The 13993-nt window shown below is 69.0% G+C and carries 9 protein-coding genes; 5 read left to right on the top strand and 4 right to left on the bottom strand.

Features of this window, described 5'->3' with window-relative positions:
* Positions 1 to 659: 659 nt before the first annotated feature.
* Positions 660 to 1136 (top strand): NUDIX domain-containing protein, encoded by a 477-nt coding sequence (locus QSK32_RS17345; RefSeq protein WP_353050974.1) that lies wholly within the window; start codon positions 660 to 662, stop codon positions 1134 to 1136.
* Positions 1137 to 1371: 235 nt separating this feature from the next.
* Here the strand turns inward: QSK32_RS17345 and QSK32_RS17340 are convergent, their stop codons facing one another.
* Positions 1372 to 1632 carry a hypothetical protein gene (locus QSK32_RS17340; protein WP_285472522.1) on the bottom strand — a complete coding sequence of 87 codons (261 nt, stop codon included), beginning with the start codon at positions 1630 to 1632 and terminating at the stop codon, positions 1372 to 1374.
* Between the two features lie 118 nt (positions 1633 to 1750).
* Positions 1751 to 2437, bottom strand: a complete 687-nt coding sequence (locus QSK32_RS17335) for a DUF998 domain-containing protein (RefSeq protein ID WP_045746500.1) — start codon at positions 2435 to 2437, stop codon at positions 1751 to 1753.
* 169 nt (positions 2438 to 2606) lie between these two features.
* Here QSK32_RS17335 and QSK32_RS17330 point away from each other — a divergent pair, with 169 nt between their 5' ends.
* The 4 genes from QSK32_RS17330 to QSK32_RS17315 all read left to right on the top strand — a co-directional run bounded on the left by QSK32_RS17330 (position 2607) and on the right by QSK32_RS17315 (position 12512).
* Positions 2607 to 5855, top strand: coding sequence for an ATP-binding protein (locus QSK32_RS17330; RefSeq protein WP_285472521.1), 3249 nt, complete (start codon positions 2607 to 2609; stop codon positions 5853 to 5855).
* Between the two features lie 696 nt (positions 5856 to 6551).
* Entirely contained in the window at positions 6552 to 7727 is a 1176-nt protein-coding gene (locus QSK32_RS17325; protein ID WP_285472520.1) for a DUF6361 family protein, read from the top strand.
* Positions 7690 to 9480, top strand: coding sequence for a phospholipase D-like domain-containing protein (locus QSK32_RS17320; RefSeq protein WP_157411427.1), 1791 nt, complete (start codon positions 7690 to 7692; stop codon positions 9478 to 9480). The genes QSK32_RS17325 and QSK32_RS17320 overlap by 38 nt, the downstream gene beginning before the upstream one ends.
* Entirely contained in the window at positions 9474 to 12512 is a 3039-nt protein-coding gene (locus QSK32_RS17315) for a DEAD/DEAH box helicase (RefSeq protein ID WP_285472519.1), read from the top strand. Before QSK32_RS17320 ends, QSK32_RS17315 begins: the two co-directional genes overlap by 7 nt.
* A gap of 134 nt (positions 12513 to 12646) precedes the next feature.
* Here the strand turns inward: QSK32_RS17315 and QSK32_RS17310 are convergent, their stop codons facing one another.
* Together QSK32_RS17310 and QSK32_RS17305 are read right to left on the bottom strand one after the other, a co-directional pair.
* Positions 12647 to 13180, bottom strand: coding sequence for a hypothetical protein (locus QSK32_RS17310; protein WP_045746495.1), 534 nt, complete (start codon positions 13178 to 13180; stop codon positions 12647 to 12649).
* A gap of 339 nt (positions 13181 to 13519) precedes the next feature.
* A complete protein-coding gene (locus tag QSK32_RS17305; RefSeq protein WP_285472518.1) occupies positions 13520 to 13990 on the bottom strand; it encodes a hypothetical protein in 471 nt (156 codons plus the stop codon).
* Positions 13991 to 13993 lie beyond the last annotated feature (3 nt).

Below are 13993 nucleotides of genomic sequence, written 5' to 3'. Positions count from 1 at the left end.
CCATCGCGTTTCCACCTTGTGACGGACTTGCTCCAGGCGGTTCCCGCACTCTTGCTTCTGCGGTACGAGTCGGCGGCAGCCCCCGCCGAAATCCGACCCGTCCCATCCTGCCCTCGGATGTGACCGCTCTGTGGCCCCGCCCATCCGCTCGCCTCCCGCGGGGCGCCTGTCTGCCGGGCGCCTGTCTGCGGGACGCCTTTGCCCGGGGGCGCCTACTCGCGCGGCGCTGCTACCCGTCTGGCCGTGCTCGCCACTCGCTGCTGGACACGTTTCGCAGTCGGTGTCCGCGTGGCAGCTTCAAGCGCCCGGCGCACCCGTAGTCACCACGCCCACTGCGAGTGTGGTGATTTGGGGCGCCCAGGACGCCCGTAGTCACCACGCCCATTGGAGGTGTGGTGATTTGGGGCGCCCAGGACGCCCGTAGTCACCACGCCCATTGGAGGTGTGGTGATTTGGGGCGCCCAGGACGCCCGTAGTCACCACACCCGCTGCAGGTGTGGTGATTTGGGGTGTCCAGGGGCCGGAGGTTTCCATGCGGGCCTCGTGCCCTGACTGCGGAACGTATTCGCGGCTCGCGGCTCGCGGCTCGCGGCTCGCGGCTCGCGGCTCGCGGCTCGCGGCGGGAGCTGAGCGGTGCGGGCGGTCGATAGCCTGGGCCGGTGACGAATCCGGACTTCACGGCCACGCTGCCCCGCAAGCGGATGGGCGCCGGGATCCTGCTCTGCGACGACCGGGGGCGGGTGCTGCTGGTCGAGCCGACGTACAAGGACTACTGGGAGGTTCCGGGCGGCACGGTCGAGGCGGACGAGTCACCGCGTGCGGCCGTGGTACGCGAGATCGACGAGGAGCTGGGGCTGCCGGTGTATCCGGGCCGGCTCCTGGTGACCGACTGGGTGCCGCCGCGACCGGACCGCACCGAGGGCCTGATGCTGATCTTCGACGGTGGTGTGCTGCCGCCGGAGCAGGTGGCGGCGATCCGGCTGCCGCCCGCGGAACTGCGCGGATGGGCCTGGTGCACCGAGCGGGAGGCCGGTGAGCGGCTCTCCGCGTTGCTGGCCCGCCGGGTGGTCGCCGCGGTCCGGGCCCGCGCCGAGAACACGGCGGTCTACCTGGAGGACGGCTGTCCGGTGTCCTGACCCGGTGCGATGTCGTGCGCCCGGATCCGGCTCGGAGTCGTGCGGCCGGATCGGGGATCGGTGTGGTGTGCCGGCCGGGGAGGCGTGGCTGCTGCGGGAGCGCCGTCCACCTTCGCGACGAGCTGCGGTGCCGTGACGAGCCGCGACGTGGGGACTCGGGGCGTCACGGGTTCAGGGGCTTGATGCCGGGAGTGCGGGGATGGTGCTTCGGTGCGTACCCGATATGGGATGACCGTCAGCGTGCCCGGCGGCGCACGACGCCCGACAGGGGGCGGGTCGGTCCGACTGTCACGGCGGTAGCGTGGGTGGCGCGCCCCGACTCCGGTCGCACGCCGGCACCCGAGCGGCTGGGGGCCGGAACCACGGCGGTCACGCTGTTGCGGTGGTGCTCGCGGCGGCGACGCAGTTCGCGGCTCGTGCCCGGGGCGTCCGTGCACAGGGCCAGAGCGGAACCCGAGGCCACCGACGCCACCAGCTTCGTCAAGTTGTTACTCATTGCAGTCCTCCAGTTACCCATCGTGTCGCTGACGGGTCCGCTAATCGGTAGGCCGGTCGGCCGCTCAAGCACCTGTGGCAAAGATGGCCCGAACAGCCGACCGAGCCCGCCGGACGTATCAGCCGCGGAGTGTCCGTGCCGCCATCGGCGCTTCCGCGTCCCGGCGGACCGGCCTCAGCAGCGTCGAGCCCAGCAGGATGAGGCCGACGAGGAACGGATAGATGATGCCGCGTTCGGCGAGCCCGATCAGGATGCCGGCCCCGGAGGCGAGGGTTCCCGCGAAAGCGCCGATCGAGGCCAGCCCGAGGACGCCGAACAGCACCAGGGCCCGGCCCAGCGTGGGGGAGACCCCGAGGAACCGGTGCGATCGGCCGAGGAGCACCGACAGCACGTTGCACGACACGAACCCGAGGAGCGCGCCCAGCCCGTGGAAGTCGGTCGTGCCGTCGTCCCCGCTCCCCGGGAACGCCGCCACCAGCACCATGCCGGCCGCCAGCACCGCCGCCGTGGTGACCAGCGCGGTACGCCGCCCGGCCGGCAGCCCCCGCAGCATGCTCACGCCGATCAGGGTGGCGACTCCCAGCAGGAAGAACCCGGCGTTCATCACGGCGGCGAGCGGTGAGTACATGTACTGGCCGAATGCGGTGAGTGGCCCGTGCACCCCGAGGTTGCTGATGAAATGGTGGGTGTAGCTGTACGCCGGATCCGACCACGCCGCCGCGGCGACGAACTCGGCGGCGAAGTAGACGCCACCGGCGGCGACGAGTGCCGTGCCCGCTCCGCGGCGGTGCTGGATGTCGTTCATGGGATCCTCTCGGTGTTCTCGGTGTTCTCGGTGTTCTCGGTGTTCTCGGTGTTCTCGGTGTTCTCGGTGGGTGGAGCGTGGGTGGAGCTTGGGCCGGGTCGCTCCCACGGCGCTGACAGCGCGCTGTCACGGCTTGGGTTCAGATGCCGGGTCGCGCGAGGATCAAGAGATGGATTCCGATGATCGCCTCCGGGTGACACTGCTCGGTGCTTTCCGGGTGTCCCGCGGTGGCGTGGTCCTGCCGGTCGCCGGGGTGCGGTTACAGGGGCTGCTCGTGCGGCTGGCGCTCGCGGGTGGCCATCCGGTCCACCCCGACGTTCTGATCGCCGGCATCTGGGGACCGGAGCCGCCGTCCGATCCGGTTGCCGCACTGCAGAACCTGGTCTCCCGGTTGCGCCGCGTCCTCGTGGTCGAGCAGGTGCCGGGCGGCTACCGGCTGGCGGTGGACCCGGCCGCGGTGGACGCGCTGCGGTTCGAACGTCTCGCCGCCACCGGCCGGCAGCATCTGCGGGCCGGTGAGCCGGGACCGGCGGCCGCCGCGCTCGCTGAAGCGGTGGCGTTGTGGGGCGACGAGCCCGCCGCCCTTGCCGCTGTAGCGCCCACCGTGGCGACTCGTCTGGCCCGCCTGTCCGTCGAAGCCGTCACCGACCTGGCCGACGCCGAGGTGGCGCTGGGCCGGACCGAACAGGCTGCCACCCGGCTGGCGGCCCTGCTGACCGGACATCCCGGTGACGAGCGGGCGGCCGGTCTGCTGATGGACGCGCTCGCCGCGCAGGGCCGGCAGGCCGAGGCCCTGGCCGTCTACCAGCGGATCCGGGCCGTGCTGGCGGACACCCTCGGCGCCGACCCGGATGCTGCCCTGCGGGAACGCCACGGCCGTCTGCTGCGCGGAACAGCTTCGGAGAATCCGGTTCCCCGGCCGGTTGCGGGGTTGCCCGCGCCGGTGACCGGCTTCATCGGCCGGGACGGGGACCTGGCCCGGATCGACGCCCTGCTCGCCGCCGGGCGTCTGGTCACGGTGGTCGGCCCCGGCGGGGTGGGCAAGACCCGGCTTGCGCTGACCGCGGCACACCGCCGCCGGCACGGGTACGCCGGCGGCGCCCGGCTCGTCGACCTGTCGGCCGTCACCGAGCCGGCGAAGGTCGCGGCGGCGGTGCTCGCCGGGATCGGACGCCCGGCCGGCCGGATGTTCGACGCTCGCCGCCACGGACCCGGCGACGACCGGGAGGCCCTGCTCGGCGAGCTCGCCGGCCGGGAGATCCTGCTGCTGATCGACAACTGCGAGCACCTGATCGACGCCGTCGCCCACCTGGCCTCGGCGCTGCTGACACGGTGTCCCGGCCTGCGGATCCTCGCCACCAGCCGGGAACCCCTGGCCGTCGACGGGGAGGCGCTCGTGCCACTGCACCCGCTGGCGGTGCCCGGCCCCGGTGACACCGCCGACCAGGCCCGCACGTCGGAGGCGGTCCGCTTGTTCACCGCACGGGCCGCGGCGGTGAGCCCCGGATTCACCCTGGACGGGACCGCACTGTCCGAGGTGGTCCGGGTGGTCCGCAGCCTGGACGGTCTGCCGCTCGCCCTGGAACTCGCCGCGGCCCGCCTCCGCACCCTGTCCCTGCCCGCCCTCGCCGACGGGCTCTCCACCACGCTGCTCCCGCCGGCATCCGACGGCGGGCACTCCGACCGGTTTCGGCTGCTCAACATCGGCAACCGGACCGCGCCGGCCCGGCACCGCACCCTGCACGCGGTGATCGCCTGGAGCTGGGACCTGCTCGACGAGCACGAACGCGTCGTCGCCGAACGGATCGCCGTGCTGCCCGGCGGCGTCACCCCGGCGTCCGCCGCCGCGGTCTGCGCCGGGACCGGTGTGCCCGCCGCCGACATCCCCGCACTGCTCAGCGCCCTCGTCGACCGGTCACTGTTGCAGCTCGCCCCGGAGGCCGGACGGTTCCGCATGCTGGAGACCATTCGCGAGTACGGGGCCGCGCACGCGACCGGCACGACCCGTGACCTCGCCGCCGGGTACCTCACCGCGCTGACGGCCCGTCTCGACCCGCACCTGCGCGGCCCCGGCCAGCGGGAGGCGCTGCGTACCTTCGACGCCGAGCACGACAACGCACTCGCCGCCCTGCGTCACCAGTGTGCGACCGGGGACGCGGCCGGCGCGATCGCCCTCACCCTGAACCTCACCTGGTACTGGCAGATGACCGGCCGGCACGCCGACGCCGCCCACTGGCTGGGCGCGGCCCTGGCCGTACCCGGTGACGTGCCGACGTCCGACCGTGACGACGCCCGCGCCGCCCACCTGCTCAACAGGGCGGACCACACCGCGGGCACCACGGCCGCCGACGCCGCGCGGGACCGCGACCAGATGCGGGAGCTGGCCGTCCGGCTGACCGGCCGCCCGGGACGGCCCGGCCTCTACCGGCTGCTCGGCCCGATCCTGCTCTTCCTGCACGACGAGCAGAGCGCACTCACGGCCTTCGAACGGCTGGCCGCGGGCGACGACGTCTGGACGGCCGGGATGGCGCACATGTTCCTGGCCGAGATCGCCGAGAGCAGCGGCCGGCTCGACCAGGCGCGCGGTCACGTCGAGGAGTCCCTGGACCGGTTCCGGCGCTCCGGCGACCGGTGGGCGCAGGCCGCGCTGCTGGCGACGCGGGCCCGGAACCGGCGCTACGACGACCTCGACGGTGCGCTCAACGACCTGGACCGGTCCCGGACGATGACCGGCGAGTTCGGGGTGGTGAGCCGCAGCGACCAGTTCGACACCGACCTGCTCGGCATCGACCTGCACCTGCGGCGCGGCGACACCGGCCGGGCGGCCACGATGATCGACGCGGCCCGGGACCTGGTGTCCTCGCCGGAGATGCGGACGCTGATCGCCGCGCGCGAGGCCGTGCTACTCATCCGGCTCGGCGAACTGGACCGGGCCCGACAGCTACTGACCGAAGCCGACCGCGATTGCCTGGAGCCCGGTGGTGACGCCGGACCGGGCCGCGAGGGCGCCGCCATGGCACCCGGGGACCGGGCACGCACGGCAGTCGGCAGCGCACGCGTGCTGCTCCGGCTGGCGCTGGGCGACCCCCTCGGGGCGGAGAACGCGCTGCGGGACGCCTACGCGGCGGCGCTGGCCACCCGGGAACTGCCCGTCCTGGCGCCGGTGGCCGTCGACGGTGCGGCCCTCGCCGCGCACCACGGACGGCACCACCGGGCGGCCGTGCTGCTCGGGGCCGCAGCCCGGCTCCGGGGCGCCCACGACCGCACCGATCCGCAGGTCCGTGACCTCAGCCGGAGCTGCCGGACAGCGCTCGGTGACGGTGCGTTCGTCACCGCGTACACCGAAGGCTGGAATTTCGACACGGCGACGGCGGTCTCCACCGTGAGTCGCCCGGCCGGGGCCGCCACACACCGGTGAGCGCCCGTCCCCGCCATGGCGGGCGCCGATCCGCTCCGCCGGGTCGGCGCGGGCCGCGGCCAGGTAGGCGAGGTAGTCGAGCGGCGTGCGGCCGAAGATCGTCCCGTCGGGTGCCGGTGGGGCCGACAGGGTGCGCATCGTGCAGGTCAGGATGGCCCGGTAGTCCTCCGGGGCTGGCTGGCGTCATACAGCGCGTCCCAAATAGTTGTCAATCGACAGAAAACGGATTGGTAGCCACGTCTACCGACAAAGGCTGACGGGTCATCCGCCCCGGCGCGGGTGACCCGGCCAGGCTGCTGACGCCGTCCTGGCCGGGCGGATCCAGGCGGTCACGCGGCTGACACGGGACTACGGGATTCCGCCGATCACCGCCGGGCTCCGCGAGCGTGGCGCGCTGGTCGACCACAAGCGGGTCGAGGGTGATGCGCCGGTATCGGGCCGGCCTGGGTGGCCCGGTACAAGCGGCAGCGGTTCGATCACCGCCCATCCCTGTCCGTCAGTTCACCACTCCCAACACCAGACTCTTCAACCAGAACTGATCAGCAGGAATCGGCCTGGCGTATAGCGGTGCTCGGCACGACGTTTCGCCGGTCGCCGGGACGGACGGGGTGGGTCGTATTCCTCCGGTCGTCGGCTGGTTCCGTCAGACTGGAGGAGAGGGCGTAGCCGCCCGACAGAGGCGGGACGGGGGTCGTCATGTCGTCGCGGCTGTCATGGCTGGACGGTTCAGAGGCCGAGCAGCACTGGATTCGGGAGCTGCTCAGGTTGTTCACCGAGTCGGAGGCTCGTGACGAGCTCGGCATCGGGCAACTTCGTGACGCTTTCGGGGAGTTGCTCTTTCCGGGGACGTCGACTCTGCACACCCGGGCTCGTTATCTGCTGATCGTGCCGTGGTGTATCCAGTACGCCGGCCGCCACCCTGGCCGCGACCAGGCGGTTGAGCTGGACCGGATCGAGCGTCGGCTGATCACCACCATGATCGATGCGGATGCTACCCGCGGGCTCATCGGCCGGCTCTCTGCCGCAGCGGTCAAGACGCTGCCGTCCACCATCTACCGTTCGGCACTGCGCCGGTACGGGATCGACAACGGTCATGCCGGGGCGGAGACTCCAGCCGAGACGACCGAGCTGACCGAGCGCGTTCCGGGTCGCTGGCCGCCCACGCTGCCCCCACCGCCGGACGGATTTCCGGATAGCCTCGCCGCGCTCGAGTTGACGGCCGCCGAGGCGGCCTGGCTCCGTGAGAACATCATGATCCGCGTCCGTGGCACGCTGTTGGAACACCTTCTCAGACCCGGCAACCGGCCAGACGAACGATCCCAGTCTCCATGGGATGACTCTGCTGCGACGAGCGCGCCGCCTGACCCGGCCGCCGCCCTCGAGCACGCCCGCAAGTTCTCGATCGCCATGCACGGCGCCGCCCTGCTTTATAACCTGCTGCTCGCCGAAGCCTACGAGCGGGCCGATTTCACTGACATCACGCCGCGTGATTTCCGCGAGGCTCTGAAAATCTGGAACGACGAGATGGCCACGGTCGGTGCCTGGGACCGGCCGGATATGTGGGCCAGGCTCATCCGGGTCAATCCGCGCATTGCAGCCGGCGCCGCCCGCCGTTTTGCCGATACCTGGCTCGGCTTGGTTCTGGACGGGCGGGTCCGGGACGTGGCGGACGATCCGCGACTGCGCGATTTGGTGGCTGGCCGTGAGAAGACGGTCAAGAAAGCCCAGTCCCGGCTGGTGAACCGCAACCTGCTCGGCGAATGGAGCGGCGATTCCGGCACCCGCCCGTTGCTGTTTCGCTGGCCGCAGGTACGCCGCATGGTCATCGACATCCATGATGGGGTGGAAGCCGCCGATGCTGTTACCACCTGACGGGCGATCCCTGCTCACCGACGTGTTACGCCCGCCTCCCGGATACCGCCTGGACCGGGCGGTCGCAACCACCTTCACCCTCGATCTGGGCAGTCTGCTGGTCGCGCCAATCGCCTTCGCCGCGCACGGGGCGGGCGATGTGGATGACGAAATGTCGATCCTGGTGGCGATTCAGGACTGCGCCAACCGGATCGACGTTTTCTGCCAGGCCGGGTACATCCGATGTCCGCCACTCAAATCCAAGCTACTGCTGGTGCTGGAGAAGATGGTCCACCAGGTGCCCAGGCCGACCACGGGACACCTGTTTCATCCCAAGATATGGCTGGTTCGGTACATCCGCGGCGGCGAACGCCTTCTGCGCCTGATCGTGCTGAGCCGTAACCTGACCGGCGACCGGAGTTGGGACGTCTGCCTCATCCTGGACGGCGCGATCGGTGGCCGTCCGTCCGCAGCCAACAGCCCTATCGCGAAACTGCTTCGGCACGTCATGGGCCGCACCGTTCCAGGACTGCCGGAGGAACGGCGGGCGGCGATCGACGGCCTGGTTGAGGACGCGCGCCGGGCCGAGTGGGAACTGCCGGACGGGTTCCGCGAACATACGTTCTACGCGCTCGGCGTTCCCGGTTGCGGACGCCCTGACTTCGACGGAACCCGGCACCTGGTCATGGCACCCTTCGTCGAGGAGGGCGGCCTGGAGATCTGTGCCCCAGGGCAGGGTTCCCTGGCCATCATCGCCCGGCAGGAGGAACTCGACCGGTTGTCTGACGATGCCCTCGAAGGATGCGACGTCTTCGTTCTCAGCGAGCAATTCATGCTGGACCGCGACGAGGAACTGGGCGCTCCTCGGTTGACCGGGCTGCACGCCAAGACATACGTGATCGAGAAGCAGCGTCGTGCCCGCGTCCTGGTCGGTTCGGCGAACGCCACCCGTGCCGCTTACGGCGGCAACGTCGAATTCCTTGTCGAACTGGTCGCATCGAAGGACCAGCACGGCATCGACTCGATGATCAACGACAAGGCCGGTCTGCGCGCCATCCTTGAGGAGTATCAGCGTGGCCCCCAGGTAGAGCCCGATCCAGAAGAGGAGATCGGCCGGAACCTGGAGTACTACCTGTGTGATCTTGCCGCGGTGGTGTTCGTCGCGGAGGTCGGTGCGAAAGGAGACCTCTTCGAGATGAGCATAACTGCCGGTGACCTTCCGCAACCGGTCGGCGATCTCACCCTGATGCTCAACCTCTACACCCTGTCCTCCGAAGCCATGCCGATCGATCCGGGCCGGGCCGTCGATGTGCGTTTCCAGCATCTGTCCATCACCGCCGTGACCGCATTCCTGGTCATCACCGCCACCGCGCCCGACGGCACGTCTCGCGAAAAGATCGTGGTGGCCGACCTGATCGGTGATCCACCCGGTCGGTTCGACCGTGTCTTCGCCGATCAGATCGACACCCCCGAGAAGTTCCTGGAGTTCATGTTGTTGTTGCTCGGGCCTGGGCCGATTCGGCTTCGGCACCCGGACCCTGGTGCCGGAACCCGGCCCGCCGTTGGCGGTGTATCGCCGCTGTTCGACGTGGGTCTCCTGGAGATGCTGCTCGGTGCCCTGGTGACCCGGCCCGCTCAACTCGCCGGCCTGGGTAAACTGATCGAGCAGAAGGCCGCCGACCCGGAGCACGGCGTGCTGCCCCAGGGGTTCCTGGAATTGTGGCACCTGATCGACGAGGCCCGCCGTGACCTGCAGGGAAACGCGGCATGCTGAAGGACTTCCAGCGTGACACCGTCGCGTATGTCATGGACCGCTACTTCGGGCCCGATCCGACCCGCCGATTCCTGATCGCCGACGAGACGGGTCTGGGTAAGAGCGTCGTAGCCGGTGGCATCATCGCCGACCTCATCGACCGGTTGCGAGACGACGACAAGATCAACCGGATCGACATCGTCTACATCTGCTCCAACCAGGACATCGCCGGTCAGAACCTGGAACGTCTGGCTGGTTCGCATCCGATCTGGACGGGGCCGAGCCGTCTCACTCTTCTCGGCCTCAAACCGCTGCATTCGTCGGAGGACGCCACCGGTGGCAAACCGGTCAACTTCGTCGCCTTCACCCCCGGGACCTCACTCGATTCGCGGGGGCGACCCACCGGCCGGGTCGACGAGCGTGCCTTGCTCCACTGCCTGCTCGACCAGCGCGGCCATTGGGGCGGCTGGAAGCGCAGGGCTGCGATGCTGGTTCTGCAGGGTGCGAGCAGCTCCTTCGACGGGCATTGCTCGGCGATGGCGATCAAGTTGGCGAACACTGGCTTCGACCCCGTAGTCCGCGACAGCTTCGACCGGATCGCGATGCACCACGACCTTTATGGCCGATTTGACGCGTTGGTTGACGACCTCGGCCGCCGCCGGGAAATGCGCGCCGACGAACCGGAACGAGCGCGGAAGCTGACCGGCGAACTGCGAAGCGCCCTGGCTCAGGCCGGAGTCGCAGCGCTTGAACCGGACCTGATCGTCCTCGACGAGTTTCAGCGGTTCCGGAACCTGCTCGACCAGCGTGAGGACAACGAGGCCGCAGAACTGGCTCGTCATCTGTTCGACTATCCCGAGTCCCGGTTGCTGCTGCTATCCGCGACACCGTACAAACCGTTCTCTTACGCTGAGGAAACCGACGACCATCACGCTGACCTGCATGTGGTGCTGCGTTTCCTCTGCCCGGACGAGCAGTGGAACCAGGCTGTCCGCCGGCAACTCGGCGCCTACCGGGACGCAATGATCACCGGCGCCGCTACCGGCCCTATCCGGTCCGAGATACGACGGCTCCTGCTGCCGTTCATGTGCCGCACCGAACTCCCAGCGCGCAGTCGAAACGCGATGCTGTCCGAGCACGTCACACCGGCCACCGATCTGGATGCGGCGGAGATCCGGTCATACGTCGCGATGAAGCAGCTCGGAGCAGCGTTGAAGGCGCCGGTCACGCTCGACTACTGGAAGTCGGTGCCGTACTTCCTCAACTTCGTCGAGGGCTACCTGTTCGGGAAGCATCTTCAGGATGCGTTGCGGAAACGGCCCGAGAAACGGGTGCGGGAACTGCTGGACATCGCAAGATTGCTCAACCCTGAGAAGATCGCTGCGAAAGCGCCTATCGAACTCGGTAACAGCCGGTTGCGCAAACTTGCCGAACAGACCGTGGGAGATGACTGGTGGCAGCTGCTATGGATGCCTCCGTCGATGCCCTACTACCGCCTCGAAGGTCCGTTCCAGCGGGGCAGCATGACGAAACGGCTGGTGTTCTCGTCCTGGAACGCAACACCGACCGCTGTGTCGGCGCTGCTCAGCTATGACGCCGAAAGCCGGGTGCGGGACGGGCGCCCGGACCCGGCGCGCGCCCGGCTCGACTACCGGATCAGCCGGATCGGCAGCGGCCGCCCCGCGGCGATGAGTACCTTCGCCTTATTCTGGCCGCATCCAGGGCTGGCTGAGGTCTGTGATCCGCAGAATTTCGCCCGGGGCGAACCGGATCGGCTGATGTCGCTCGCTGAGATCGAGGCGGCCTGCCGGGATCGGCTACGAGACCTGTTCCCGGACGGGCTGCACGACACCGGACACGTTGGGGAGTTGCAACCGTGGCGCGCCGTGCTGCGCTGGCCCGGTGCCAGGCCCGCTGACCTGGCCCTCGAGGCCGCCGCGGACGTGATGCACAACCCTGAGGGCACCGATGAGGCATATCAAGGACTCCGGCGCCACGTCGAACACGCGTACGCTGTCATGGCCGGCCATGAGCCGGTCTGCGCGCGGCCAGAGGACGTGCTTGACGACCTCGTGTCGATCGGTATGCACGCACCAGCGAACGTCGCCTGGCGTGCTCTGCGCCGACTGGTCACCGACCGGGTCACCCCGCAACGCTTGTGGCACTGCGCCGCTGCCGTAGCCGACGGGCTGCACAGCCTCTTCAACAAGGTCGACTCGATGCTCCTGCTGGACAAGCTCGACTTGGGCAGCCATTACTGGCAGGCGGTGCTCCGGTACTGCGCCGTCGGTGGCCTGCAAGCAGTGCTCGACGAATACCTACACGTACTGAATTCCTCGGCGACGGGGAACCCTCTCGACGACGACTCGTTGTGGAAGCTGGCGGTCGAGGCGTGGGAGGCGCTGACGCTGCGCCCGGCCCCATACGTGGCGTTCAACCCGCTCGACCACCAGAACCCGATCCGGATCACCGGGAGGTTTGCACTGCGGTACGGCGGGCGCGGCGACGATGAGGCGGGAGCCGATCGTGCGAAAGCCATCCGGGCTGCCTTCAACAGCCCCTTCTGGCCATTCGTCGTGTCCACCACCAGCGCCGGGCAGGAAGGCATTGACTTTCATAGCTACTGTTCTGCGGTGGTGCACTGGAACACCCCTGCTAATCCGGTTGATTTCGAACAACGCGAAGGCCGGGTGCAACGGTTCGGCGGGCACGCCGTACGGCGCAACGTCGCCGCCGGCCACCGTGCCGCCGCGCTCCGATCCGACCATCCGGACATTTGGAAGGCTGCTTACGACGCCGCCCGAAAAGCTTCTGAGGACGGTGACTTCACGCCGTACTGGATCTGCCCAGGTCCCGTCACCACGGAACGACATCTGCTGCCGCTCCCGCTGAGCCGCGACGAGGGCAGGTACCGGCGACTGCAGCGCGACCTGGCGATGTACCGGCTGACGTTCGGCCAACCCCGCCAAGAGGACATGCTCCAACTTCTGACCATCCGCGACCACGACACCGAACTGATCGACCTGCGGCCACCGCCGTCCATCGGTCGATGACGTCCGGCACCGGCGGCTGAGGCGCGCACACCCTCGTCGGCAACGAGTGCCTTAGCCTTGCTCGGCGGGCATCTTGCGGCTGCCGGGGGCAAGCGTGGGTCGATCAGCGATTCTTCATCGATCCCACCGGACCGCTAACGATACGGGGCAGGTGTCTCGACCCAATGGTCGTCTATGTACGAGCGGTAGAGCAGGGCTGTGAAGACGTGGACGAACTGGGCTCGGCCGCCGGAGTCGGACCCGTTGCGCAGGCGATCGACCAGATCGTAGGCGGCGTCACGACACATCGCTCCGATGCTGCCCAGGGGTACGGTGTCGAACCGTGAGTCGAATCGTTCGGTCAGCCAGTCGGTGAACGGTCTGTCCGGCTCCTCTTCGGTCCAGATCTCACCATCCTGCTCATGCCAATAGGCGTCCAGGACCATGATCCCGAGTTTCCGGGTGAATCGTCGCCAGAGGTCTTCGCTGCCTTCGTCGAACAGGTCCTCGACGATTTCCTCCGCGGCGGCCGCGCATTCGGACCCGAGGAGCCCGGCATGCTCCATGACCTCCGGTGTCGCCTTTTCGGCCACGTACTCCTCGAACCATGGTTCGAACGGCCGGTCTGGTTCTTCGACGTTGGGATCAGGGGAAATCGTGCCGTCGTCGCCTATGACATCGTCCGTCACGGGAACAGCCTATTATCTTCCGAGGCATGACAAAGGGGGAATAAAGCCACATGACTCGAATCTGATAGTGCGGTGAGGTTGACCGAACTTCGCCCGTGGCCTCGCGGATCTCGAGGCGCGCCTGTTCGTTATGACAACCACGCGTTGAACCAGCGTGCCGCTGAGGCTGCCGCCGGCTCGGCTTGCAGCTCGCTGGCGGTGATCATGACCGGAGCTCCTATGAGGACAGGGTGGACGATGCCGTCGATTTACTTCTCGATAGCGGCGGCGTGAGCGGCCATGACCCGTTTGAGGGCGGCGGCGTGCTCGCCCGACAGGCGGCGCCGAAGGGGGTGTCCTTCAGTAACCGAGCTGCCTCGCGTACCAGGGAACGTAGGTGACGGTGAGGGTCACGACGTCGGCTCGGCCGTCGAAGAAGAGGCCGGTCTCGTCGTCCTTGCGCCAGCAGGCCGTGTAGTCGGAGCAGGACGCCAGTGAGGAACCGCCGGATTGCTGATCGGGCTGCCAGCCGGCGTCGGCTGCCGCCTCGCGTACCGTCGCCGTCACCTCGTCGGTGGCTCCTCGGGCCTCGAAGATGCGGGTGCGGGACGCATACCGTTCCTGGCCGAAGTCGGGTTGTTCGTGTTTGTCGCTGCCCCGCACCCGCCAGGACGCGGGCAGGCTCAGGTCGTCGAGTAGGTCACCGGCCTGGGAACGCGATACCGCCGCGGCCGCGAACCCGTATAAGCAGGGTGAACACAGCGCCAGGACTGCCGCCACCGCCAGCCAGGGCCACCAGCGACTACGGCGACGGGCGGGAGGAGAGTCCATGCC

It is taken from the genome of Actinoplanes sp. NBRC 101535, from assembly GCF_030269225.1.
Taxonomy (GTDB): domain Bacteria; phylum Actinomycetota; class Actinomycetes; order Mycobacteriales; family Micromonosporaceae; genus Actinoplanes; species Actinoplanes rectilineatus.
This window is presented reverse-complemented; position numbering and strand designations above follow the sequence as displayed.

Bases quoted from the DNA above. Each gene is read 5' to 3' on its own strand.
- QSK32_RS17340 (WP_285472522.1), bottom strand. From the start codon at position 1,632: ATGAGTAACAACTTGACGAAGCTGGTGGCGTCGGTGGCCTCGGGTTCC.
- QSK32_RS17335 (WP_045746500.1), bottom strand. From the start codon at position 2,437: ATGAACGACATCCAGCACCGCCGCGGAGCGGGCACGGCACTCGTCGCC.
- QSK32_RS17330 (WP_285472521.1), top strand. From the start codon at position 2,607: ATGGATTCCGATGATCGCCTCCGGGTGACACTGCTCGGTGCTTTCCGG.
- QSK32_RS17325 (WP_285472520.1), top strand. From the start codon at position 6,552: ATGTCGTCGCGGCTGTCATGGCTGGACGGTTCAGAGGCCGAGCAGCAC.
- QSK32_RS17320 (WP_157411427.1), top strand. From the start codon at position 7,690: ATGATGGGGTGGAAGCCGCCGATGCTGTTACCACCTGACGGGCGATCC.
- QSK32_RS17315 (WP_285472519.1), top strand. From the start codon at position 9,474: ATGCTGAAGGACTTCCAGCGTGACACCGTCGCGTATGTCATGGACCGC.
- QSK32_RS17305 (WP_285472518.1), bottom strand. From the start codon at position 13,990: ATGGACTCTCCTCCCGCCCGTCGCCGTAGTCGCTGGTGGCCCTGGCTG.